This is a genomic window from Chitinimonas prasina (assembly GCF_030160395.1).
Lineage (GTDB): Bacteria > Pseudomonadota > Gammaproteobacteria > Burkholderiales > Chitinimonadaceae > Chitinimonas > Chitinimonas prasina.
Window position 1 is genome coordinate 387,280 of record NZ_BSOG01000002.1, and the last position, 23,609, is coordinate 410,888.

Here is a 23,609-nt window from a genome sequence, read left to right on the forward strand (position 1 = left end):
GAGCTGGCGGGTGGCGCCCAGACGGGTCTGGCCGTCGGCGACGATGGTGCCGCCCTGGTTGTTCAGGTCGGCAGCCTGGAGGCTGACGTTGCCCTTGCCGCTGATGGTGCCGCCGATATTGCTGACCTGGTCGCGGGCCTGAATGTCCAGGTTGCCGGCGCTGGCCAAGACGGCGCCGTCCACCTCAATGCCACTCGCCTTGATGTCGACTTCGCTCCCCACCATGGAGCCATCCTTGAGTGCCAGCGACTTGTTCAGCACAACTGAGGATTTTCCACCGGCCACCAAGGCGGCGCCTGTCGCCTGCAAGGTGTCGGCTTTCAGCACTAAGTCATGCTTGGCCGAGACCGTACTTTTGGCGAGAGCCAGGTTTTCGGTGACATCGATCACTACATCGTTATTCGTGGCGATCAGGCTTGCATTACTGTCGAGGATGCGGCTTTGTAGCGTGACCCTGCCCTGTGCGGTCAGCTGTGCGTCTTGCAGCGAGAGTAGTTGCGCTGCCTTAATATCCAGTGCTGTGCCGGCTGAGAGGCGTGCTTTGTCTGCCAGCACCTGCTCACTGGTAAGCCGTACTGCTTGGTCAGAGACCACCGTACCGCCAGACATATCAGTGCGGCCATCTATCTTGATCGCTATATCCTGCTTAGCGCTGATGACGGTATCGCGCACACTGAGCGCCTCGGCCTGCAACTGCAGCGTGCCATTTGCCACGAGAGTGGATTGGTTGGCCTCGATGGTATCGGCCTTGAGCGACAATGCGCCATCGCTGCTGATAGCCCCGCCGTTGTTGCCAAGCGCTTTTGTCTCAACAGTTAGATCGCCAGCGGCATAGACTGTACCGGAGTTATTGAGCTTATCAACGCGCAGTGCGGCACCTTGTGCCCCCCCCAAGGCCAATATGCCCTCGTTGTTCAGCGTGGTTGTATTCAGTACCAGATCACCATTGACAAAGGCTTTGCCGGTGTTCTCCAGCTTGGCTGCCGTAACAACCAAGCCGGCTTCTGCATTGTTCTGGCCTGTCAGCTTAAGATCACCCGCAGCCTTCAGTTGCTGGCTACCCTTGCTGTAAACGTCATGCAAGCGAACATCACCATTCACGTCAAGCGTAAGGCTACTCTCCAGTGCGGCGATCCGGCCGGCAGAGTTCACCCCCAAGCCTTTTTCGGTGCCGACCAGAAAAATACGGTTGGCGTACATGCCACCTACCGCCGACACATCGAGCAGCATGCGCGGCGCAGGTCCTCGTGCCTGTGTGGCCTGAGTCGCCAACGTGGCATGGTCTATCTGATTGGCGCCACCTACCACGTTTAGCAATGGCGCCCATACTTCGCCTTCTACACTCAAGCCACGAGCAAACAAGTCGAGCTGGTCGACATTGGCCGCATTCAGGCCACCGCCTGCAATATGCAGTTGACCGCCGCCCACATCAAAACCACGGATAGCGCCATCTGCGCCGAACAAGGTTTGACCAGTGGTCAAGGTGGCGCGGCTAGTATTGATAAAGCCGCAACCGTCACAGCTGATGCCATTAGGGTTGGCTATGATCACCTCGGCCTTGCTACCTGCCACCTCCAAGTAACCGCGTAACTGGCTGCTACTCGCACCAGTAACTTCATTCAGAATAATGCGGGCCGAGCGTGTACCAAATTGCAGGTTGGGCGTGATGTAGCCACCCAACTGGGTGTCGGTGTTGCTTGTGGCGTTATTGAGTATCACGCCTTGCTTGTCGACATTGAACTGATCGTACTGATTGCGCGAAACACCCGACGCAGAGGGTGGTGCGATATGTACGACTGGTACGCCATTACCCGCTGCATCAACAATCGGCTTGGTTCCAGCAGGCGCACCCGGTGCGGCGACAACCGCCGCCCAGGCAAGGTTGGCTTGCCAGAAATAGCTTACCAGTACGGATTTGATGACCAGCTCGCGCCAGAAGCTGCGTGGCTCGCTAACTTGCATATCGTTCAAATTGTTCATTGCAGTCTTGCTCATCAGAACCCGTACCCCAGGCTCATAAAGGTATTCACCGCATGGGTCTGGAACCCATTAGGCTTATGTAAAGGCGCACCCAGACCTAACTCATAGCTCAAGCCCCATTGGCGTCCGCGCACGCCCAACATGCCGCCAGCCAATCGGTCACCTAGAAAATCGGAGGAAGAAGGACCCCAAACGCGGCCGGCATCCAGGGCAAGGTAATAGACACGCTCGCCTGAGGGCCAGGTCAGCTCATTGCGCCAGTACCATCCACGTTCACCACTCAAACTGACTTCACCGTCGAACCCTCTGATCGAGCCAGGCCCACCCAGAGAAACATGATCCATCACCAAGGTGGGTTGACCCGCAAACTGGCTGTGCAGTCGGCTGCTCAGGCCCAGCTTGGAGCCAGCTATCATCAATTGGCCGTTGAAGCTGATATCCAGGGTATCGACATCCGGGCGTAACGTGACGCCGCCGACATAGGCGCTCTCAAGATCATCCTGCGCCCCATTCCAGGCCATGCCCTGACGGCGTGAGTAGCTGATATCCATGCTGCCGTTTGCAAACCGCCTCCGGTAGCTGATGCCCAGCTCGGCATTGCTGGTGCGGCGACGCTGCACCAGTATCTCGGTATCGTCGATGAAGCTACGCGAGCCCCGCGAGTTGGCAGATAGGTGCATGGACAGGCGATCTGCGCCGGTGCGCCAGACCACGTGCTGTGCCCGAACCTCCACGCTATTGCTGCGGCCATGCGATAGAAAGGTCTGGCTGACGCCCAATATTCGTTGAGCAAAATTGCTACCCGATGCGGATGCGGACAACAGTGAGTAGCGGTAAGGCAGGCTGTAACTGAGCACCAGACTCTGGCTACGATTGTCCTGCTTTAGCTTGCTGAGGTTGCTACTGATGTTGACGTTTAGTTGATCACTTACACCCAAGGGATTGTCCAAAACCAAGTTGGCATTGCCCTGCAATTGGCCAAAAGCTTTAGACCCGGTATTGTCCAGCTGGACGCTACCGTAGAGGCTGCGACCACGTTGGCGGACAATGACGACATTGCTCGCGCCTGCGGTATTACCCGGCTCGATTTCTGTCTGCACCTGCTGGGAACCCAGTCTGCTGAACTGCTCCACGCCCTGCTCAAGATCACGCAGGTTCAGAAGTTGCCCCGGATCTACCGGCAAAGCGTTGGACCAGATGCCGCTATCAGCATCCGAAAAGCGTACTTTCTCAACCCGCCCTGCCATCACCCGCAGGATCAAAGTACCACCAGAGAGATTCTGCTCAGGCAGCAGCACACGCGTTGTGACAAAACCTTCATCCAGTAAACCATCGTTCAGGTAGGCCACGAGTTGTCGCAGGCCGTTGGCGCCGACGCATTGCCCTACAGCATCTTCTATCCGATCTGATAGTTGTCGAAACCGCGGCAGATCAGTTTCAATGTCGATCTGTTGCAAAGTAAAGCAGGGCGTTTCAGGTGCCAGCGATGGTTTCTCGCCACGCTTGGTAGCTGGTTTCAATGCGTCAGGCTGTGCCTGCAGGCGCTCCAAAACCGCCTTAGCCCTGTCCTCTTCTTTCTTAAGCTGCTCTGCAATCTGTTCATCCACGCCAATCGCAGCATGCGCAGACATGAGGATACTGCTCCAAGCCATAACGGCGAGCGCGATGCTGGCACAACGACGGTAAGAGGACTCAAGCAAACGCATTTTTATCAATAAATTCAGAAAAAACTCACCCGCTTCCATGCGCAAGGCTTGGAAGGCGTAGAAAGGACCTAGGTATTCAGCGGGTTTACTGGTTTCTACTGCGCTATGACGCAGTAGCATGGGGACCCAAAAGGTCGCATCCCTCAGACTTGGCCTGCTCAGATATGCCGAGGCTTGTATCCATATTGCTTTTCAACTTGGCAACCCTGCCAGCCGCGAAGCGACCCACCTAGCTCGCTGCAAAGCTGGTGGAAATTGGCACAGTACAGTTGAAGGCGCGAGAATATACTTTAGTCCCAGCACAACCTCAAGCCATTGATTTTATTAACAATAGTAAAGGAGCATAAGCTCTAGTGGTGTTAATTAGGTATCTAACTACCGCTAGTGGCAGGTCGAAAGCAGCTGAGCTCCGGAGCGCCAGTCCACATGGGATAGCTAACAGCACTGTGCTCGGTTAGCTTGAATTGAAGCGGTGCAACGAGTTGGCAGCCGTATTGAAGCAGCGGTGTGGTCTGCACAGCGAGGTAGGCCAATACCACTCGAGACATATCTTTTGGATTGCATGACATTTCTGTGTGCTGGGTAGCCAGAAACCCGGCAGTTCCGTTGTTCAATCCATCCGTCATTTATGACAATGGTCTTAATTTTCAATAGCTTTCTGACTCGGGATTGATCCCGCCGTACGCCAAGAACCTCAAGCTAGGGGGCCAATGAGAATAAAAGCCGAGGGCGTCAAGAAGTGCCAACAAGTCAGCCAAGTAGCAGCGTCACCCCTTCGGCGTCGTCAGCGCTACAATCATCTCCTTGACAGCAACAGCCGCCAGCTCCGGCTTCTCGAAGGGAAACAGGTGCCCGCCATCAAACTCTGCCAGTTTCACGCCGAAATGCCGCTTCATGCTGGCAATGTCGGCTGGCCGTACATAGATGGAGGTCTTGCCGCCAATAAAGCCGGTAGGCACGGTCAGCTTGCCTCTATGGCGTGGAAAAACATGCGGCAGGCCAACATAGATGCGGTACTCCACTTCGGTGTCGAACTTGAGCCTGACGCCGTTTTCCGTCGGTACAGTGCCCTCCGTCACATAGTCACGCAGGCAGCGAGGGTCGAAATCGGCAAACATGCCGCGCCCCTGGAAATGTCGATAGGCAGCATCCGTGCTGGGCCATTCGCGGCGGCGGGTACGTGACCCGCGGCCTGGGGTCAGTCGCTCGATAAAGCCAAACCATTTACCCAGGCGCAACATGCTGGAAACCCGTCTGCTGAAGATGGGGGAATCGAGCAGCACGACGGCGCGAAACAGGTCTGGCCGCTCCATGGCGCACATGAAGGACAGAAACCCGCCCAGCGAATGGCCAACTGCGATCACCGGCTGATCATAGCGCTGCTCGATATAGCGTATGGATTCAAGCACCTGATTTGGCCAGCAGTCATGCACGGGATAACGTGGATCATGCCCCAGCGCTTCTATGTAACCCACATCGAAATCAGCCTCGAACTGCGACAGGAACTGCTTGTAGCTGCTGGCCGGAAAGCTGTTGGCGTGGGAGAAATGCAGAGGAGTTTTCATGCGAGTCCGGGGCGGCCAAGTTTGCATGGCAGAAAGGTGACATGTCACCCTATCCGCCACTCAATTAAACTATCTAGCGGTTGCTAGAATATTAACTCGGATCATACCCTCGCCCTGCCCTGGCTGTCAGTGTGGTGGATGAATTTCCTGCCAGCCGGCATCCAGCCTGGGCAACAGCACCTTGTCCGCCGCCAGGCGCATCATCAACTCGGATGCAGGCATGGGGCGTCCCAGCAGATAGCCTTGCACCAGATCGCAGCCGGCGGCGCGCAGGAAATCAAACTGCTCAACCGTTTCCACGCCCTCGGCCACAACCTTCAATGCCATCTTGCGGGCGATGGCAACAATGGCCTCTGTGATGGCCATGTCGTCGCCTTCGTGTGGGATGCCCGAGATAAACCCACGGTCGATCTTGAGGTTATCCAGCGGGAACTGTTTGAGGCTGACCAGCGAGGAGTAGCCGGTGCCAAAGTCATCAATGGACAAGGCGACGCCCATTTCCTGCAAGCGCAGCAGCAGCCTCACGGCATCCTGCGGTTGTTGCATCACGGTGCTCTCGGTCAGCTCCAGCTCCAGCATATAGGGTGGCAGGCCGCTCTGGCTCAGCGCCGCGCTGATATAGCCCAGCAGATTGTCATCGGCAAACTGGCGGGCAGAGAGGTTCACCGCGACATGGCGCAGGCCATAACCTGCATCCAGCCATGCTTTGCCTTGACGGCAGGCCTCCTGCAACACCCAGGCGCCGATGGGCACAATCAGGCCATTCTGCTCAGCCAGGGGGATGAACCGTGCGGGCGGCACCAGACCCAATTCTGGATGGCGCCAGCGTATCAGTGCCTCCACCCCGACGATCTCGCCCGTCTCGGTCGCCACCTGTGGCTGGTAATGCAGCTCAAACTCACCACGCTCCAGTGCGTGCCTAAGGCTGTTTTCGAGCAGCAGATGCTCAAACGCCTGGGCATTCATCTCCTTGGCAAAGAACTGATAGGTGTTCTTGCCCCGTTGCTTGGCCCTATACATGGCCACGTCAGCGTTCTTCAGCAGCGACGCCGCATCATGGCCGTCCCCTGGGTACACAGCCACGCCCACGCTGGCCGTCACGAACATCTCGTGGCCATCGATAAAGAAATGCTGCGCCATGGCATCGACCACCCGGTTCGCCACGTCAGCTGCCATTTCCGGGCTGGGCAGGTTCTCCAGCACGAGGGTGAACTCATCCCCGCCCAGGCGCCCCAGCAGGTCCGTTGCCTTGACCTGGTTGCGCAAACGCTCGGTGGCAGCCACCAGCAGCTTGTCTCCCGCACCATGCCCCAGCGTGTCATTGATGGCCTTGAACCGGTCCAGGTCGAGAAACAACACAGCCAGCGACTGCTTGAGATTCCGTGCCCGGCTGATCTCGTGCTCCAGCTGGCTCATCAAGCCGCTGCGATTCAACAGCCCTGTCAGACCGTCATGGTTGGCCAGGTAGTGCAGCCGGGTTTCCGCCTCCTTGCGGCTGGTGTAGTCGGTAAACACTCCAACATAGCTATTGATGCGCCCCGCATCATCACGCACCGCCGAGATGGACATCCACACCGGATACCACTCACCGCCAAGACGCCGATCACGCATCTCGCCCTGCCAGTGACCATCACGTGCCAGGTGGTCGAGCATTTCATGGTTGAATTCAGCACGGGCGTCCTGCCGCATCAACATGCGCGAGAGCTTGCCTATGGCCTGCTGCGCCGAATAACCGGTAATACGGCTAAATGCCGGGTTCACCGCCACGATGCGGCTATCGGCATCGGTGATCAGTATCCCCTCAGAGGCTGACTCGAATACCCGCTCGGCCAGCCTGGACTGCCGCTCCGCTTCAATCCGCTGGCTTACGTCCAGCGCAATGCCCATCACGGCCAGACGACCATCGTATTCAAATACCCGGCCATGCGCCTCCACCCACAACAAGCTGCCATCGCGACGCCTGGCGCGGTAGGTATAGCGGGCACTTTCCATCTCGCCCGCCAGTCGGCGGCGGTGATAGTCGCGCAACAGGGGTAGATCCTCGGTGGCGGTCATGTCCTCTACCGAAAGCCCGATCAATTGCTCGGCCGAATCATAACCCAGCACACGTGCAATTTCCGGATTGGCATAAACCAGCCGGCCGTCCTGCACCACATACAGGCCAACCAGAGACAGCTCCACAAATGCGCGAAACTTGCCTTCCGATTCCAGCAGCTTGCGTTCTGCCGCCCGTATGGGCGAAAGATCGGTGATGATGGCTATGTAGTGGCTGACGGCATGGTGCTCGTTGCGCAGTGCGCTGATCGACAGCATGGTCGGATAGACGTCGCCGTTCTTGCGCAGGGCCAGGAACTCCCCCTGCCAACGGCCGCTGCTAAGGGCTGCCGCCACGATATGCTCCAGGCGCGTGCCACTGATGCGGTGCTCCAGCGACAGCACGGGCTGCCCCATCAGCTCGTCGCGGCGATAGCCCGACAGGTTTTCCAGCGCCGAATTGACGGTAACGATCATGCCCATGGCATCGGTCACCACGATGCCTTCGCTGCTGGCCTCGAAAGCCCGCGCATACAGCGCCAGTTCATGCTGAACGGTGATGCGGTCGGTAATATCGATCAACACGCCAACCAGGCGATGCTCGCCCCCCAGCCGGGCGGCCCTGCTATGCACCTCACAATGCCTTATCTGCCCATCACCGCGTAGGATGCGGAAGGGATAGCGCAGGCTATCGACCTCCCCCGCCATGCGGCGGCGAACGTTCTCGGTTACCAATCCCAGGTCATCAGGATGTATGACGCGACTGAGCGGCAGGTCAGACAGCGCATCGCGTGGGTAAGCCAGGATATCGGCCATGGCCTGATTGCCATAAACGATGCGGTCAGCCTCCAGGCAGTAGATACCAACCAGGGATTGCTCCACAAAGCCAGCCAGTTCTGCGGCAACTTCGGTGTCGTCGGGCTTGGCGGCAGAACGTAGATGACAGACATAGGCCACCGCTCCACCTATGGCCACGGCCAGGGGCAGTGCTACCCATGCAGGCAGCAGGCTCGCCGCCAGAACAGCGGTAGCCGCAACCACCCCCTTCAACAGGGGCGGCCAGATTCCAGGGGTCTTCTCCATTTCGCTCTTGGTGTTTGGGTGTCAGCCAGGGCCAACAACCGTACTCGGCGTATTTCAGCATTTGATTGTAAGGTAAATCCGCCAAACCACCAGTGACCCATCCACACCAAGCCGCCAAACACCCCAAACCTGATGCAAACCACCAACTACCCGCGCCAGACGCGAACCACTCAAGCCGCGCCAGGCAGCCGCAAAATCGCCAGCCCTGGCAGGCTGCGCAAATGCTTGTTCAGTATCTTGTAGCTATCCAGGTCAAACGGCATCTGCCCCACTTGCTCCAGCAGCTCGGGCAAGTCCTCTTCGCAGTTCACCGTACCCAGGTGGCGCCAGTGGTCTATCAGGTGCAGATCCACCGCCGCGCTGGACTCGGCCTGTTCCTTGACCAGAATAGGTCCGCCATAGGGCCAGCTATTGAGTTTGAGCTTGGCCAGCACGGCACAGGCACGCGCCTGGTGGGTCAGCATGGGTTCCTTGTTGACACAGGCACCACGGCATTTGCCTATCTGCATGCCAAAACAGGGCGTACCCGCTCGCCGGCTTGTACGTTCCAGCCCCAGTGCCATCATGCATAGCTTGTTGGCCTCGGCGATCTTGCGCAGGGTGTTGGTTGCCTCCCGCTCATTGCCGTAAAGGCCAAACAGGTTGGTCTGGCGACCAAAGTCCAACTCGTGGGCATAGACCAACTCAAGCTTGGCACTCCCCTCTGCATTGGGTTCATAGCGCCAGGCGCACAACTGCTCGTCGCACCGCTGCTTTGGGTTATGCAGTGGCTGCAATTGCTTGAGCAGGCGTGCTTCCGTCAGCAACGCCCCTAACTCGCCAGCGGTGGATACCCAATCTATGCGGGTGATCTGATGGTGAAAGCGCAGCGCCTTGTTGGCACGCCCATCGCCAGAAAAATGCGCCAGCACGCTGCGCTTGAGATTACTGCTCCGCCCCACATAGAGCGAGGCATCACTGTCACCATAAAACAGATACACCCCATGGCCATCCGGCATGGATTCGATCACCTCGGGATCAACACCGGCGGGCAGACTGGCCTGGCGGCTGATCTCCTCCAGCACGGCATTCAATTGCTCTGCCGGTAGCTCGCGCTTGAGCTTGACCAGAAACTGGTAGATCAACCGTGCGTCTGTCAAGGCACGATGCCGCTCACCTTCAGCAAGCAGGCCATTGCGCGCCGATACGGCATCCAGATTGTGCTTGTACTCGCCAGGAAACAGCTTTTTCGAAAGCTTGACGGTACACACCACCCGCGCACGGAAGTTGAGGCCAGCGCGCTGGAACTCGTTCTTGAGAAAGCCATAATCAAAGCGAGCATTGTGGGCCACGAATACCCTGCCCTCCAGCCGAGCCAGCAGCGGTTCGGCCAGTTGGGCAAAGGTCGGCGCCTCCGCCACCATTGCGTCGCTGATGCCCGTCAATTGGCTGATAAATGGCGGAATAGCAGTCTGCGGGTTGACCAGGCAGCTCCACTCCGTCATGCGCTCGCCATCCCATTCCACCAGGCCAACCTCGGTGATACGGTCACGCTGCGCATTGGCCCCGGTGGTTTCGAGGTCGACGAAGATCAGCGGCTGGTCTAGCAAATCAGGCATGGTGCTACGCAATGAGAAGGGCAAGGGGCCGTCACTTTAATCGAAAGTCCAGGAATACAGCAGATCCGCCGCACTACTCTGCCCTGCAGTCAAAGCTACCGATACCCGCCGTGTCAGCTGATACGTCAGTTTTACCGCATAACCCACGCCGTCCAGACTCTGCTCGTAGCTCACATAGGCCTTGTCCGATACCCGCTTGCCCAGGCTGACCACACGTCCCGACAAGGCGCCGCCATCCCCCTCGTTCTTGGTATAGCTATCAGAGCGGCCAATGCTGATATCGTCCAGCCCCAGGCGGCCCGCCATCTGCTGGCGCAAACCCACCGAGTCGCCTGCCGTAAACAGCGCATCCGCCGCCGTCAGCAAGAGATCGGCATCGCCACCGCCTGCCGCAGAGCCGCGCCCCAATACCAACCAGGACAACTTCTCTGCATCCGACATGGCATCGTTGGACACCAGGCTCACCCTGGGCGCCAGGGCAGTGCCCACGATTTTCACCCCCACCACCACCGGTAGATTCTTGCGCTCAGCCAGAATATCCAGCGCCGGATTGTCCAGCGGCCCCTGGAAAGTAATGATGCCTCGGCTAATGGCCAGATTCTGGCCATAGGCGGCGTAGCGCCCTTCATCAACCTTGAGCGCGCCACTGGCAGAGAGGTTCTGGGTGGGGCTGGCGGCGATTCTCACCAATCCAGACAGGCGGGCATCCACCCCCTGGCCCTTGAACACGAATTTTCGGCCCAGATCCAGATCAAGCCGCAGGGTAATCGGCGGCGCCTTGCTGCGCTTGCGATCCGGCGCCTCCCGCCCCTTCACGATCACATCGTCTCCCAGCGTCGGCGCATCGCCACGCGGTAGCTCTATCAGGCCCTCATCGGCAGATAGCTTACCGGTCAGCGTCAGTGCCTCGCCCTGTACACCCAGGGCAGTTTCTCCTGATACCACTAGGTTGCGGTCCGGTCGGGTCAACGCGCCAAATTGCGCAAACTTCACCAACAGCGAGCCCTCAGGGCCGGTATCCCGCAGACTCATACGACCCGATGCGGTCATTTCCCCCTTGCCGGCCTTGAGCGATAAGGCGGAGAGCTGTGCGGTATCACCATCCAGCGTGGCATCCAGCTGGCCCTCGCGCCAATAGATACCACTGTCGGGCAGCCTCAGTGCCACGTCTTTGGCGCTGAGCCGGCCAAACCAACTTGGCGCCCCGATATGCCCGCCGGCCGTAACTTCAGCCGAAAGCTTGCCTTCGACCTTGGCGGCCGGCCCAAGTAGCGGGCCCACCCAGCCCAGGGATGGCATTTCCGCCTGCAGCTTGCCCTCCAGAGCAGCGCCTGCGGCGGGCCGCCAGCCTTGTTCAGTACGCTCGAACCGGGTGCTGATACGGCCCGAGGCCGAACCGAAGGAAGCTGATTTCATATCCAAGGCCAGGGCCGCCTGATCGCCAGCCAGATCCAGCTGCGCCTTGGCACTAGATAGCTTCAGTGGCATGGGTTTGATCGTTGGGTCATCCACCAGCAGCGCCAGGTCACCAGTCTGCCTTTCAAGCACCAGGCTGCCTGCCAGTTTCTCATCTCCCTGCAAGTCAAAGCGCGCTGCCAACACCAGGTCGGTAGACAGATTGGATTTGAATTCCGGCAAACGTTCCAGCCATTCAGCCAGCGCCACATCGCGCAAATCGCCATGGGCGCTGAACCGGCCGCCGTGATGCCACTCGCCGCGCTGCACCCGTATCTTTGCACCCAGTGCCACGGCATCCAGCCCATGCACCGCACCGCCATCACGCGCCACCTGCAACTGCGCCGGCATGTTCAGGCGCATGGGCCAGACGCCTTTGTTCTCGAGTGCCACAATCTGCCCGCGCCACTGCTGTGTTTCGAGGCTGCCGCCTCCCTTCAACAGCAGCTCGAAATCTTCGTCCGCCAGCTTGCCCGTACCCTCCAGCTCCACCGTGTGAGCAGCCTGGGTGCCGCTAATCTGCAACCGTGCCCGGTTCAATGCCAGCTTTGGTGCGGTCAGCTGCGTCACATCCAGCTTTAGCATGAGCGGACTGCTGGCTGGCTTGTCGGGTGCGGCATCCAGGCGGGCAGCCAGCACGGCATTGCCTATGGCGATCTCACCAGGCAGACGCAGCTGCTCGCTACGGGCCGTCCCCTCCAGCGAAGGCCTTTGCAAGGTGCCGGACAGATTCAGCTGTGCCTCCAGGCGGCCGTTGAATCCCTTACCGAAGTCACCGACATCCGGCATTTGTATGTCCAGCCGCAGGCTATTACCAGGCAGGCCAAAATCACCCTGCGCGTTCAAGCGATTCGGCCCCAGCGCCAATGCAGCCCTCACCTTCTGCAACACGGCCGCGGCCCGCCAATCCGCTGCCAGTTCGCCTTGCAGTGGCTGCCCGTTGAAACGGCTGGGGGCGATATCCGCCTTGAAGGTGAGCGCCATAGGCGCAGCCAGTTGCCCTGCCGCAGTGATATCTGCATTGATCTGGCCTGCAGGCAGGGGGTAATCCACCAATTTGGCCAGGAATTGCGGGTCCATCCCTGCCAGTTTTCCAGTCAGCTTGAAGCCCTGCTTGCCTGCCAGACCCAGCTCCCCAGTAAGCGCCAGGCTACCCTCCGCCGCCTTCAATAACAGTTGCTTCGCCACAAGCTTGTGGGCTGGCAGCTCGCCAACCACGCCCAAGTCCATCGCCAGTGTCAGCCGGCCATCCCCCACCTCACCTTGCAGCAGTGGCGCTCGCGGGCTACCGGACAACACCAGCTGGCCGGATAACGGCCAGGCAGGGCCACCCAAAGCGGCGGGATTCAACTTGTTCAGCACAGCCTTGATATCCAGCTGATCCAGCGTTGCCGTCCCCGCCAAGCCCAATTCCCCCTCCGCCACACCGGCGTTCAGCTGCTCAATCCAGAGGTGTTCGGTATCCAGCCGCAGGCTGGCAGATGCTTGCCTAAGAGGCAGTCGGCCTGCCGGCCAATTGCCAGCCAGCGGGTTGCTCAGTTGCACACTCACCGCCACCGCCTCTTCGCGGCAGGGGGCACGCCTATGTTCCTGCCCTTGGCTGCCGACACGCGCATCATTGCACCTTGCCGGCCTGGCTTGCAGTTGCAAATCCAGCGCCGTGCGCGGCAGGCTGGCAGAGAGCACACGCAGATCCATCGCCTCGGTAGCCACTTCACCTGCCTTGAGTATGCCGTAGGACGAGCGGGAAAACGGCGCAAGCCGCAAGTCGTAACGGGCACGGAATGGCTTATCCTGCACCGGGCCACCCTGGGCCTGTCCTGCCAGGCGCAGGCTTTCCAGTGATTCAGACATTTTCAGTCCGGCCTGCCAAGGCGCGCCCTCTGCGCTGCCAGTCATCTTGAGCTCGCCGTGGAGCTTGAACGGCCGGGTACCCGCCAGTTGCAATTGGCCCTTGCCATCGAACCAGGGGGTGCGGGCTTGCTGTACCGTCATCTGATGCAGCGTGCCAGTGCTCTCCAGTGTCAGGCTGGCAGATTGCAGAACCTGCACACCATCCACCACCACCTTGCCGACAGTGGCCGAGCTGATGCGCAAAGCCATCGGCAGGTCCAAAGCATCGGGGACTTCGGTGGGGCTTGTGCTGGGTTGGGTGCGTATGTCCAGATTGCCTAGTACCAGTGCATCCACCGCCACCCGCCCCACCAGTAATTGCGCCGGCTGCCAACGCAACACAGTACTGTCCAGCCTCACATCCTCATTCTCGGTCTTGATCTGCACACCCTGCAGGCGCAACTCTCCCCATAGCGTGCCTTCCACCTGGGCCACCCGGATCATGCCGTCGGTCAAATGCGCCAGCAGGGCAAACAGGCCTCGCGTCCCGGTGGGGCTGGCTGCCATCAACACGGCGGCAGCCAGCAGCGATATCAGCAAAAACAGGAACAACTCCAGCCACACCGGCCCCAGGCGCCATTTACGCTTGGCCTTGGGCGTTGCTGACGGGGTGGCGGAAGTGGTCTGGGGCTCGGTCAAAACCCTATCCCCAGCGAAAAGTGAAAGCGCACTTTCTTGTCCGCCGCACCATAGGCCGCATCAAGTGCAAAGGGCCCCACCGGGCTAACCCAGCGGGCACCAACCCCATAGCCTTTGTACGCCTTGAAACTGAGCCAGTCATTGGCGGCGGCACCCACATCGGCAAATACGGCACCGCGCCACTTGCCCACAATGCGGTGCTGATACTCCACGCTACCTATAGCCAGCACCCTGCCCCCCTCCACCGCGCCGGTATCCGTCTTGATGCCGATGGACTGGTAGTTGTAGCCGCGCACCGAACCCGCGCCGCCAGCGCGGAACAGGGAATCGGTCGGCACACTGTCGCTGTTGTCGCTCACTACCTGGCCGGCTTCTCCACGCAACAGCACGATGCCCGCATCCCCGACAGGCATATACCAAGTAGCCCGTCCCCAGGCGCGCACGAAATTGGTATCCGACAGCAAAGCCTTGGCCGCCCCCCCCAACTGCCAACTCAGGGCCAAACCGCTGCGTGGGTCTACCGGGTTGTCCAGCTCAGTTCGCGACCAGGCTTGCGATGCAATCAGGGCACGATTGAGCTGCCTCTCCTTGCCCGCGGCCTGCTCAGCGCTACGGGTGTACTGTAATGCCTGTGTTACCTCGATCAGGCCCTTGAGCCGGCTGCGCTGCACCCCCAGGGTTTGCGCCGAAGTCCGTACTGCCTCCACGTCTTCGTTCTTGGCCTGAAAACTGCTGCTGTAGCGATAGCCATCGACATCGGGCGGTAGCTTCACGTCGGCATCAAAACGCTGCTCTCGCTGCTGCAGTTTCAGCTCCAACGAACCTATCCAGCCACGGCCTCGCAGATTATTGTCAGTAAATGCCAGCCGTGTACGCGCCCCCTTGTCGGTTTCATAACCCACACCGGCATCCGTGCGATAACGCGGTGCCTCGGTCAACTCCAGCTTGACCGGCACATCATTGGGCTGACTGGCATCAATGGGTACATCCAGAAACACCGATGAAAAATACGGCGTGTTCTGCAAGGCAGTCTGAAAGTCCAGCAGCTTCTGCTGGCTATAGCCCTCGCCAGGCTTGAAGGTCTGCAAACGCTCCACCAGCTCACGCGAATACTGCTTGAGCCCGCTGACCTGCAACTGGCCGAAGGTAAACCTCGGCCCGGAGTCGTATTGCACGCTCAATTCCGCACTGTTCTTGTCAGGGTCTATGTACGCACGGCTATCCTTGATGGATGCCGCCGGAAAACGGTCAATAATCAGTGCCTGCACCCCACGCCGCTTGGCGGCATCCCAATCGGATTGGGTAAAGTATCCCCCTATGGGCAAGGGCCATACCTCGATCAACTCAGCCCAGCGGCTACCAAAATCGGCTTCCTCGCGGATAGCGCCTGCTATTTGCAGCTCCACATCATGCACCAGGGCCTGCTCACCCGGCTCCACCTTGAAACCCAGCAGCCAACGGTGACGCTCTGTCCCCATGCTTGCAGTGATCTTGGGGTTGAAATACCCCTGAGGCGCGAGCAGTTTTTCTATCTCCTTCGGCGTTGCCTCGTAGAGCCGCTGCAGTTGCTCCTGGTCGATATAGTCACTACCCTGCCAGCGCAGTACCCCCAGGTTCTGCCGCAGCAGATCATCCAGCGGTGAAGGTGCAACAATCTCGACCTGATACTCAAGGCCGGCAGCATGGCCCGGTGCCGCCAACAAGGCGGTCAACAGATGCAGGGGAATAAGTTGGGATAGTCGGCGCACGTCGGGCAGTTTAGCGAGGCGCCGGCCCAACGTCATGGCAAGTGTGAGCAAATCGTGAGGTATTCCATCGAGAACAAGGGCTTAACCGACAACCGGGTATACAATTATCGTCAATCGGGCGGTAAAATCAGGTTAGGGGAATATCCGCGCCGTGTAACGTGCATGATGGGGATAGACCAATGAGCATCTCAGGGGTTTCAGCCAGCAGCACATACTATGCATCCATGCCCGCACGGCTGCATAGTAGTGGTTGCAGCTGCGCCATGTGCATGCCCCAGACCGTCAAGAGCTCGCCCCCGCCTACCGACCTCAGCGGCAAGCCCGTCAAGACCGATCCCGCCAAGCCAGAATCCGGCAGCGCCAAGGAGCAACAGCTCACCCGCGAGGAAATGGAGCGCCTGCGTGCACTGCAAGAACGTGATCGACAGGTCAGGCAGCACGAACAGGCCCATATGGCAGCCGCTGGCGGCCTGGTGGTATCAGGCCCCAGCTATACCTACCAGCGCGGCCCCGATGGCGTGAACTACGCCGTCGGCGGCGAAGTCGCTATCAGCGTATCCAAGGGCAGGACGCCAGAAGAAACCATCAGCAAGGCGCAGGCGATAGAACGCGCCGCACTGGCGCCGCAAGACCCTTCAGCAGCAGACCGCGCCATTGCCGCCCAGGCCAGGCAGATGGCGATGGACGCCCAGGCCGAGCAAGCACGGCAAGCGCAGGGGGAAGAACCCAGCGAGGCAGATGGCAAGAAAGGTGCCACACCAAGCGAAGCAGCAAATAATACCCGCCAGGGCCAGCGTGCCCGCCAAGCTTATGAGCAAAGTCCCGGCGCACAGGATTTCAACCAAGGCTTGCTGAGTGCTTATGCTTGAAAGCGGCTTGCAGATGCCTGGCATAGGCATGTGACCAAGCGGCCTCGGCCTTTACTTCAAGCGCAATGCTGAACTCAATCCGCATTCCGCATGAAATCTGCGGTGCGCCAGAATGCCTGCTCCAGATGATCAACCAGAGCCTGGTCCAGATTCATTTCACCCATGGCCTTGAACATGCAATAGAGCCACTCATCGCGCATGCGCTCGTCTATGCGAAAAGGCAGGTGCCGGGCGCGCAGCATGGGATGGCCGTATTTTTCGATATACAGTGCCGGCCCTCCCATCCAGCCGGTAAGAAACAACCGCAGCTTCTCCCTCGCCTCGGCAAGATCAGGTGCATGCACACCTCGCACCCCGGCCGCGACCGGGTCGCTATCCATGATGTCGTAGAAGCGCTGCACCAGGGTGGCGACGCCAGCCTCGCCGCCCAGCATGTCGTAAGGGGTGGTTTCCAGTAACTGACTCATAAAATGCTCTCTACTCCTGGCTGACGGCCAATGGTGGAAGACCGTGTCGGGCACGTGCGCGATTGCAGGCCGGCGGAAAGACCCCATGCTCGGCCAACGGGGCAAACTCGCGGCAAGGGCCAGGCCGCTCGGCATAGATGCCGCATTGCACCCGGCTGCCTATGGTGCCCACCAGCGCTATACAACGGGGCTTCAGGTAATCCGTACCGCGCAAACGGCACAGCACATCGTTTTCGTAGTCCACCAGACCTACGGGGACTCGCCCGCCCTCCTCGTCCAACTCAGCGCGGTCAAAGCTCACCCGAAACGCCGCACAGCAGGCGCCGCAGCTCAGGCAAGGGTTGTCGTTGGGGCTAGCGTTCATGTGAGTCGAATCAGGCCGGAATGGAAGCCAGCTGCGACTGGGTGCGTATTTCACGGAACAAGGCCGTGGCTTCCGGGTAGCTACGGCGTAGATAGCCCAGCCATTGCTTCAAACGCCCCGGCGCATAGGTGGGGGCACCCGTGCCGATCAAGCCGGTATGAAAGCGCCGGATGATCTCCAGCAGCTCAGGCCACTCAACCACGTCAGCCGCCTCACCAGCGATGGCTGCGCGTATCTGCCTTGCAAGGTCGGGGCGTGCTACCAACCCACGCCCCAGCATGACGTCATCACAGGTCGATTCGCTGCGGCAGCGAAAGTAATCTTCCACCGTCCAAATCTCGCCATTAGCAACCACCGGCGATTTCACCACTTCCTTGATACGGGCAATCCAGTGCCAGTGTGCGGGTGGTTTGTAGCCATCCAGCTTGGTACGGGCATGCACCACATGCTCGGCCGAGCCGCCTTCATCCAGCGCGCGGGCGCAATCGAGCACCAGTGCCGTGTCTTCATAGCCCAGCCGCATCTTGGTGGTTACCGGTATATGGACAGGTACGGCACGGCGCACTTCGCGCACGATGGCGTGCAGCAACTCCGGCTCCTGCAGCAGCACAGCACCACCCCGATGGCGATTGACTGTCTTCGCTGGGCAGCCAAAGTTCAGGTCTATGCCAGGCGCACCCAGCTCAGCCGCGCGGGCCGCATTATCAGCCAGGCAAGCGGGGTCCGACCCCAGCAACTGCAACTTGAGCGTGACGCCAACGGGAGTCTTCCAGCCATTTGCCCACTCCGGCGCCACCCGCTTGAAGTAGCGGGGCGGCAACAGGGTGCTGGTTACCCGCACGAACTCGGTCACACACCAGTCCACGCCACCAATTTCGGTCAGCGCGGTACGTAGCGGGGCATCAACCAATCCCTCCATCGGGGCAAGCGCAATACGCAAAATAGACAAGCCTTTGAAAAACATTGGATTCTAGCAAAATCCGGCCTGTTCACCGAATGGCAATTAGCAATGCGTTTTTTTTCATCTTTTGTATGCTGATAGATAGGCATTTCCTATGCCGAACCATCCAGGCGCCACTGCTAGCCCTAGGCAGAAAGAGCGCCAGCTACCACCTTGTACATGGGTCAACGCGGAGAAACAGCATGAAAGACCTCAGCTTCGGCTTACGCATAGGCGCCAGCTTCGCCTTGCTACTGGTATTGATGGCAATCGTCGCCATCACCGGCTCACGCGGTGTGGAACAACAATATCAGCAGGTCAAATCGCTGGTGGAGGGTGACATCGCCCTGAACGCGGCAGCGAGCGACACCCGCTACCACGTAGGGAACCTGCGCCGCTACGAGAAGGACAGCTTCATCAATATCGACAAGCCAGAGAAAGTGAAGGAATACCGCGAAAAGTGGGATAGCTCGCTGGCCAAAGCCCAAGAGAGCCTGGCCAAGGCCGACAAACTGGCAGCTGACGACATACACCAGAAGATAACAGCACTACGGGAGCAGATGGGCAAGTACGCCGAGGGCTACCGTGGGGTAGCGGGCAGACTGGGCCAGGATATCACCACCACGGCTGACGCCAACGCCGCCATCGATGTGCACAAGACCTATGTACGTGGTATGGAAGGCCAGTTGAACGAAATACTGAAATACACCGAAGGCCGTGCCGCCAAGGTGACTGATGAACTGGCCAGTGCCAAGGCATCGACCGAGCGTGGGCTTTGGTTATGGGCAGGTGCGGCCATACTCCTCGGCATCGGCATTGCCATTTGGGTTGCCACCTCCATCCGCACTCCGCTCAATGCCGCCCAGTCAGCAGCGCAGAAAATCGCGGCCGGCAACGATCTCACCATCAAGATGCCTTCGCATGGCGACAACGAAATTGGCCGTACCGTCAACGCCTTCTGCCGGGTGCTGGAAGGTCTGCGCAGCCTGGTAATCGATACCAGGGGCGGGGCACGCCAGGTGGCGGAATCCGCCAGCGAAATGGATACCATTTCCGAACAGGTCGCCTTGGCCTCCTCCAACCAGGCCCAAGCATCTGCAGCCGTCGCCTCTGCCATCGAACAGCTCACCACCAGCATCGCTGTTGTATCCGATAGCGCAGAAAGTGTGCGCGAGGCTGCGGGCGCTGCCACTGGCCAGGCGGGCGACGGTGAACGACTGGCAGGGCAGACCGCCGATGAGATTGCCCGTATCGCCGAGGCACTGGAGGCCGCCAGCCAGGCGATAGCCACGCTCAATGCCCGGTCCGACGAAATCGGCGGCATCGTTCGGGTAATCAAGGACATTGCCGATCAAACCAACCTGCTGGCCCTCAATGCAGCCATTGAGGCCGCCCGTGCTGGCGAACAGGGCCGTGGCTTTGCCGTGGTGGCCGATGAAGTACGCAAGCTGGCCGAGCGCACCGCTGGCGCCACGGCAGACATCTCGGCCAAGATAGAGACCGTGCAACGCGATACCGTCAGCGCTGGCGCTCGCATGCAGGAAGCCAGCGGCCGCATCGATGCCGGCGTATCCCATGCCCGGGAGCTGGCAGATGCCATGGAACGGATACGCTCCGGCTCGCAAGGTACGGTCAACACCCTGACCGAAATCGCCGACGCCATCCGTGAACAGCGGGTGGCCGCCAATCAGATCGCCATCAACATCGAGAAGATTGCCCAGATGAGCGAGGAAAACCACGCCTCAGTCTCGTCCGCCAATCTCTTGGCCAAGCGGCTTGGTGAACTATCGCGCGGGCTAAATGTGCAGATAGGCCAGTTCGTGGTGGATTAATAAACCCGACTAACAGCTCAGTGTCACGCGGGTGGATAGGCCAGGATGGCTTTCTACCTGCCCACCTACCTTCCTGCAGGCCAGACGCTAGCCGCCCCAGATCAATGCTACGGCCTGCTTCGAACTGCTAACAAAAACCAGCGTAGCGATTCTGGCTAGGCGTGCGAGCGATGGCGTGCGCAGCAGACAGTAAGTGGGTACGGCAAGCCCGCACAACAACGCCAGAGGGTTTTGTTAGCCGCTTTTAGCGACCGTGTGTCTTCCAGCAGCAGCCAGGCGCGACCCCTTCTGGCAATTCACCCTGTCTCACAACCGCCTTCCCAGCCAGATGCACCCGGGCTGCCGAAACAGCTCGGCGAAGCCAAACCGGGCATACCATCCCAAAGCACGCTCATTACGCGGATCCACCCCCAGGTGTACGGCCGGCGCACCTGCAGCCTGCAGACTACCCATCAGCTTCTCCATCAACACACCGCCCACCCCCTGCCCTTGGGCACGTGGCAGCAAATCCACATGGAGATGCGCTGGCCATTCGGTCAGGCGTGGGTCCAGCGTATGCACAGACTGCAAGCGGTTGATCAGCCAGCCATCGGCAGGGTGCTGCGGCACGCGATAGCACTCACGTAGTGGCGGCAGCCACGCCCGCTCCATATCGGCATAGAACGTTGCTGAATTGGCACACCCCAAGGCATAGCCGCAAATGCCCTCTTCATCCTCTGCCACCCAGGCATGCTCGGGCGCGAGCGACAGATACGGCCCCGCGTAAAGGTGCCCGTAGAGCGCATCCTGCCTGCCTGGCGCGCTGGCATCGCAACCGGCATCTCCGGTCAGCAGGCAGATGCGATATACCGCCTCTCTATCCGCCTCGGTTGCCATACGATATATTCGCATATAAGCAAATTCCTATCTTGATGGATGGCTCATGATCTGGCCATACTGCCACGCTGACTGCAAACCGTGCACCGCCCGATTCGAAGCGCCTCCGCAGTTCCGCAGAAGGGAGCCGTGTTGAAACGCCTGTATGCCCGTTTGATACCGCACACCGCAAGGATCAAGATCCTCATCGTGTTTATCGCCATCAACCTGGCGGCGACGGTGGCTTATACCCTCTACGCCTGGAACCTCAAAGCCGATGCGGTCCGCGAAACCATCGATGCCCGGCTGGTAGCCGCTGCCAGCGCCGCCCCCAAGATGATAGGGTACGACTACCTGCGCGAAGCCCGAGACCCCAAATCGATAGACGAGCAGCGCTACCTGGCCATGGTGCGCCTGCTGCATGACTACTGCCAGAAGGTAGGCCTGCGCTACCTCTATGTCTTCACCCAGGAAGGCAACAAGATCATCTACTTGGCCGACGCCGCCAGCGAGGAGGAAATCCGCGCTGGCAACTATGGCCGCTACTATGGCGAATACGATGCCCGCCCCTTGGGCCTGGCCCAGGCCTTCGCCACCGGTAAGGCACAGTTCGCCGAGTACGAAGATCGCTACGGACACTTCCGTTCTGTATTCCAGCCCATGCAGCGGGAAGACGGCAAGACCTTGGTGTTTGGCGCGGATATCGACCTGAGCGATGTAGAAACTCAGCAGCGCGAGGCATTGAACCAGGCCCTGCTGATAGGCATGGGCTTGTTCCTGGCCGGCGTACTCGGCTCATTCTGGCTGGCTCGCACCCTGTCTGCGCCGCTCAGCCGGCTTGCCGAGGCGGCAGACCGTATTGCCGATGGCGATTACCGTGTCAGGGTGCCGGCACGCGGACACGACGAGTTCGCCCTGCTCGCCCGTGCCTTCAACAGCATGGGCAGCGCCATATCGGAGCGCGAGGCGGAAATCATCCGCATGGCCTATATCGACCCACTAACCGAGCTGCCCAACCGCGTCAGGCTGGCAGAACTGATAGCCGAAGAAATCCAGGCGGCCCAGCAAGGCGACGACAGCGTCGCCGTGGTGATGATAGATATCGACCGCTTCAAGTACATCAACGACTATCTGGGCTATAGCGCAGGCGATGCCGCACTCAAGAGCATTGCCCAGCGGCTGCGGCAGGTGCAGCGCGATACCGACCATCTTGGCCGCTTCTCGGGTGACGAGTTCGTCCTGGTCCTGCCAGGCGTGCACAAAGGCAATATCGACAATGTCGTACGGCGCCTGCACCGCATACTGGAGAACCCACTCGCCATTGCCGGCCAGAGCATCGACGTGGCCGGCTCCACCGGCGTGGCGTTCTTCCCCCTGCATGGCACCAGTGCCAACGTGCTGCTGCGCGAGGCTGAAGCAGCCATGTATCTGGCCAAGCGCACCCACGCCGATTACCTGGTCTACGACCCTGGCCAGGAAGCCAACCGCAAGAGCCAGCTCTCGCTCCTGGGCGAGTTAAAGACCGCCGTCGAGAGCAATCAGCTCTCCACCTATCTGCAACCCAAGATCAACCTCGCCGATGGCCGCATTTGCGGGGTGGAGGCGCTGGTACGCTGGGACCACCCCGAAAGGGGCTGGATACCGCCCGGGCAGTTCATACCCTTTGCCGAACAGACCGGCAAAATACGGGCGCTCACCCTGTGGATACTGCGCGAATGCATGCTGACCAGTTGCCACTGGGCAGCGCTGGGCCGCAATGTACGCATCTCGGTCAACGTATCGGTCAACGACACCGAAGACCCCGCCTTCGCCGGCATGGTGCAGTCCCTGCTGGAAGAAACCGGCGCCGACGCCCACAACCTGTGCCTGGAAATCACCGAATCGGCCACCATGGAAGCGCCCGACAAGGTGCTCGATGCGCTCAGGCATCTGCGCAGCCTGGGCTTCAAGCTCTCCATCGACGACTTTGGCACGGGCTACTCCTCACTGGCCTATCTCTCGCGCCTGCCGGTGCAGGAGCTCAAGATAGACCGCTCCTTCGTACTGCGGCTGGACGAGGCCGATGGCCTGCAGATAGCCCGAGCCATAGTCGAACTGGGCCATGTGCTCAAGCTCGACGTCGTGGCAGAGGGCGTAGAAACCCAGGCCGCCTGGGACACCCTGGTAGAACTAGGCTGCGATCAGGTGCAGGGCTTCCTGGTGGCCAAACCTATGCCGATTGTGGCCTTTGATGAGTGGTACAAGCACCATAAAGGCTACTGGCGCGACGCAATGGAAAAAGACGAGTCCGGGCAAATGGCATGATTATTCGCTACAACAATAGGCAACAAGGGGGAGTACATGAGCACGCGATCAGGAGGTGGAGGCGGCCGTAGGCCGCCCGGAGGCCCAGGAAAGAATCCTTTCGGCTCGCATGCCCACTATAAGGAAGCCCAAGCACAAAAAGACCAAGCCGAGGCCGACGGCGATGAGCGCAAGGAACTTTCTGCCCTCAAGACAGAAAGAAAATCCCGCGCCGTGCATGGGAATACCAAGCATGGTGGTTTGGATACAGGGCACCAGCAATGGAACGCCGGCCTGA

General features: G+C 59.8%; 14 protein-coding genes. 3 read left to right on the forward strand and 11 right to left on the reverse strand.

Features of this window, described 5'->3' with window-relative positions; all coding sequences use genetic code 11:
- From QQK16_RS08955 to QQK16_RS08985, 7 genes are all read right to left on the reverse strand, one after another.
- On the reverse strand, positions 1 to 1,980 hold a 1,980-nt coding region (locus QQK16_RS08955; protein WP_284196109.1), incomplete at its 3' end, for a filamentous hemagglutinin N-terminal domain-containing protein.
- Positions 1,981 to 1,994: 14 nt separating this feature from the next.
- On the reverse strand, positions 1,995 to 3,806 hold the full coding sequence (locus QQK16_RS08960) for a ShlB/FhaC/HecB family hemolysin secretion/activation protein (protein ID WP_284196110.1): 1,812 nt from the start codon (positions 3,804 to 3,806) through the stop codon (positions 1,995 to 1,997).
- A gap of 647 nt (positions 3,807 to 4,453) precedes the next feature.
- Positions 4,454 to 5,251: an alpha/beta fold hydrolase gene (locus QQK16_RS08965; RefSeq protein WP_284196111.1), complete on the reverse strand. Its 798-nt coding sequence runs from the start codon at positions 5,249 to 5,251 to the stop codon at positions 4,454 to 4,456.
- Between the two features lie 126 nt (positions 5,252 to 5,377).
- The gene (locus QQK16_RS08970; RefSeq protein ID WP_284196112.1) at positions 5,378 to 8,368 is read right to left on the reverse strand and encodes a PAS domain S-box protein; all 2,991 of its coding nucleotides are present in this window, start codon (positions 8,366 to 8,368) and stop codon (positions 5,378 to 5,380) included.
- 170 nt (positions 8,369 to 8,538) lie between these two features.
- The gene (locus tag QQK16_RS08975) at positions 8,539 to 9,966 is read right to left on the reverse strand and encodes a 3'-5' exonuclease family protein (protein ID WP_284196113.1); all 1,428 of its coding nucleotides are present in this window, start codon (positions 9,964 to 9,966) and stop codon (positions 8,539 to 8,541) included.
- Positions 9,967 to 10,002: 36 nt separating this feature from the next.
- Positions 10,003 to 13,953, reverse strand: a complete 3,951-nt coding sequence (locus QQK16_RS08980; protein ID WP_284196114.1) for a translocation/assembly module TamB domain-containing protein — start codon at positions 13,951 to 13,953, stop codon at positions 10,003 to 10,005.
- The gene (locus QQK16_RS08985) at positions 13,950 to 15,701 is read right to left on the reverse strand and encodes an autotransporter assembly complex protein TamA (RefSeq protein WP_284196115.1); all 1,752 of its coding nucleotides are present in this window, start codon (positions 15,699 to 15,701) and stop codon (positions 13,950 to 13,952) included. The genes QQK16_RS08980 and QQK16_RS08985 overlap by 4 nt, the downstream gene beginning before the upstream one ends.
- 269 nt (positions 15,702 to 15,970) lie before the next feature.
- Here QQK16_RS08985 and QQK16_RS08990 point away from each other — a divergent pair, with 269 nt between their 5' ends.
- On the forward strand, positions 15,971 to 16,570 hold the full coding sequence (locus QQK16_RS08990) for a putative metalloprotease CJM1_0395 family protein (protein ID WP_284196116.1): 600 nt from the start codon (positions 15,971 to 15,973) through the stop codon (positions 16,568 to 16,570).
- Between the two features lie 74 nt (positions 16,571 to 16,644).
- Here QQK16_RS08990 and QQK16_RS08995 read toward each other — a convergent pair whose 3' ends face one another.
- Genes QQK16_RS08995 through QQK16_RS09005 form a run of 3 tightly spaced genes read right to left on the reverse strand, consistent with a single transcriptional unit; the run spans position 16,645 to position 18,320 of the window.
- A complete protein-coding gene (locus QQK16_RS08995; RefSeq protein ID WP_284196117.1) occupies positions 16,645 to 17,037 on the reverse strand; it encodes a group II truncated hemoglobin in 393 nt (130 codons plus the stop codon).
- A 10-nt stretch (positions 17,038 to 17,047) separates the two neighbouring features.
- Entirely contained in the window at positions 17,048 to 17,401 is a 354-nt protein-coding gene (locus QQK16_RS09000; RefSeq protein WP_284196118.1) for a YkgJ family cysteine cluster protein, read from the reverse strand.
- A 10-nt stretch (positions 17,402 to 17,411) separates the two neighbouring features.
- On the reverse strand, positions 17,412 to 18,320 hold the full coding sequence (locus QQK16_RS09005; RefSeq protein WP_284196119.1) for a tRNA dihydrouridine synthase: 909 nt from the start codon (positions 18,318 to 18,320) through the stop codon (positions 17,412 to 17,414).
- A 224-nt stretch (positions 18,321 to 18,544) separates the two neighbouring features.
- On the opposite strand from QQK16_RS09005, the gene QQK16_RS09010 reads away from it, so the two are divergent.
- Positions 18,545 to 20,173, forward strand: coding sequence for a methyl-accepting chemotaxis protein (locus QQK16_RS09010; RefSeq protein ID WP_284196120.1), 1,629 nt, complete (start codon positions 18,545 to 18,547; stop codon positions 20,171 to 20,173).
- Positions 20,174 to 20,479: 306 nt separating this feature from the next.
- Here QQK16_RS09010 and QQK16_RS09015 read toward each other — a convergent pair whose 3' ends face one another.
- Complete coding sequence (locus QQK16_RS09015) at positions 20,480 to 21,064, reverse strand: GNAT family N-acetyltransferase (RefSeq protein WP_284196121.1); 585 nt, start codon at positions 21,062 to 21,064, stop codon at positions 20,480 to 20,482.
- A 114-nt stretch (positions 21,065 to 21,178) separates the two neighbouring features.
- Here QQK16_RS09015 and QQK16_RS09020 point away from each other — a divergent pair, with 114 nt between their 5' ends.
- Positions 21,179 to 23,332: a putative bifunctional diguanylate cyclase/phosphodiesterase gene (locus tag QQK16_RS09020; protein WP_284196122.1), complete on the forward strand. Its 2,154-nt coding sequence runs from the start codon at positions 21,179 to 21,181 to the stop codon at positions 23,330 to 23,332.
- The last annotated feature ends 277 nt before the right edge of the window (positions 23,333 to 23,609 follow it).

Coding starts and splice junctions, on each gene's coding strand:
- QQK16_RS08975 (WP_284196113.1), bottom strand. CDS start 9,966: ATGCCTGATTTGCTAGACCAGCCGCTGATCTTCGTCGACCTCGAAACC.
- QQK16_RS08990 (WP_284196116.1), top strand. CDS start 15,971: ATGCCCCAGACCGTCAAGAGCTCGCCCCCGCCTACCGACCTCAGCGGC.
- QQK16_RS09010 (WP_284196120.1), top strand. CDS start 18,545: ATGAAAGACCTCAGCTTCGGCTTACGCATAGGCGCCAGCTTCGCCTTG.
- QQK16_RS09015 (WP_284196121.1), bottom strand. CDS start 21,064: ATGCGAATATATCGTATGGCAACCGAGGCGGATAGAGAGGCGGTATAT.
- QQK16_RS08960 (WP_284196110.1), bottom strand. CDS start 3,806: ATGCTACTGCGTCATAGCGCAGTAGAAACCAGTAAACCCGCTGAATAC.
- QQK16_RS08965 (WP_284196111.1), bottom strand. CDS start 5,251: ATGAAAACTCCTCTGCATTTCTCCCACGCCAACAGCTTTCCGGCCAGC.
- QQK16_RS08995 (WP_284196117.1), bottom strand. CDS start 17,037: ATGAGTCAGTTACTGGAAACCACCCCTTACGACATGCTGGGCGGCGAG.
- QQK16_RS09005 (WP_284196119.1), bottom strand. CDS start 18,320: ATGGAGGGATTGGTTGATGCCCCGCTACGTACCGCGCTGACCGAAATT.
- QQK16_RS09000 (WP_284196118.1), bottom strand. CDS start 17,401: ATGAACGCTAGCCCCAACGACAACCCTTGCCTGAGCTGCGGCGCCTGC.
- QQK16_RS08970 (WP_284196112.1), bottom strand. CDS start 8,368: ATGGAGAAGACCCCTGGAATCTGGCCGCCCCTGTTGAAGGGGGTGGTT.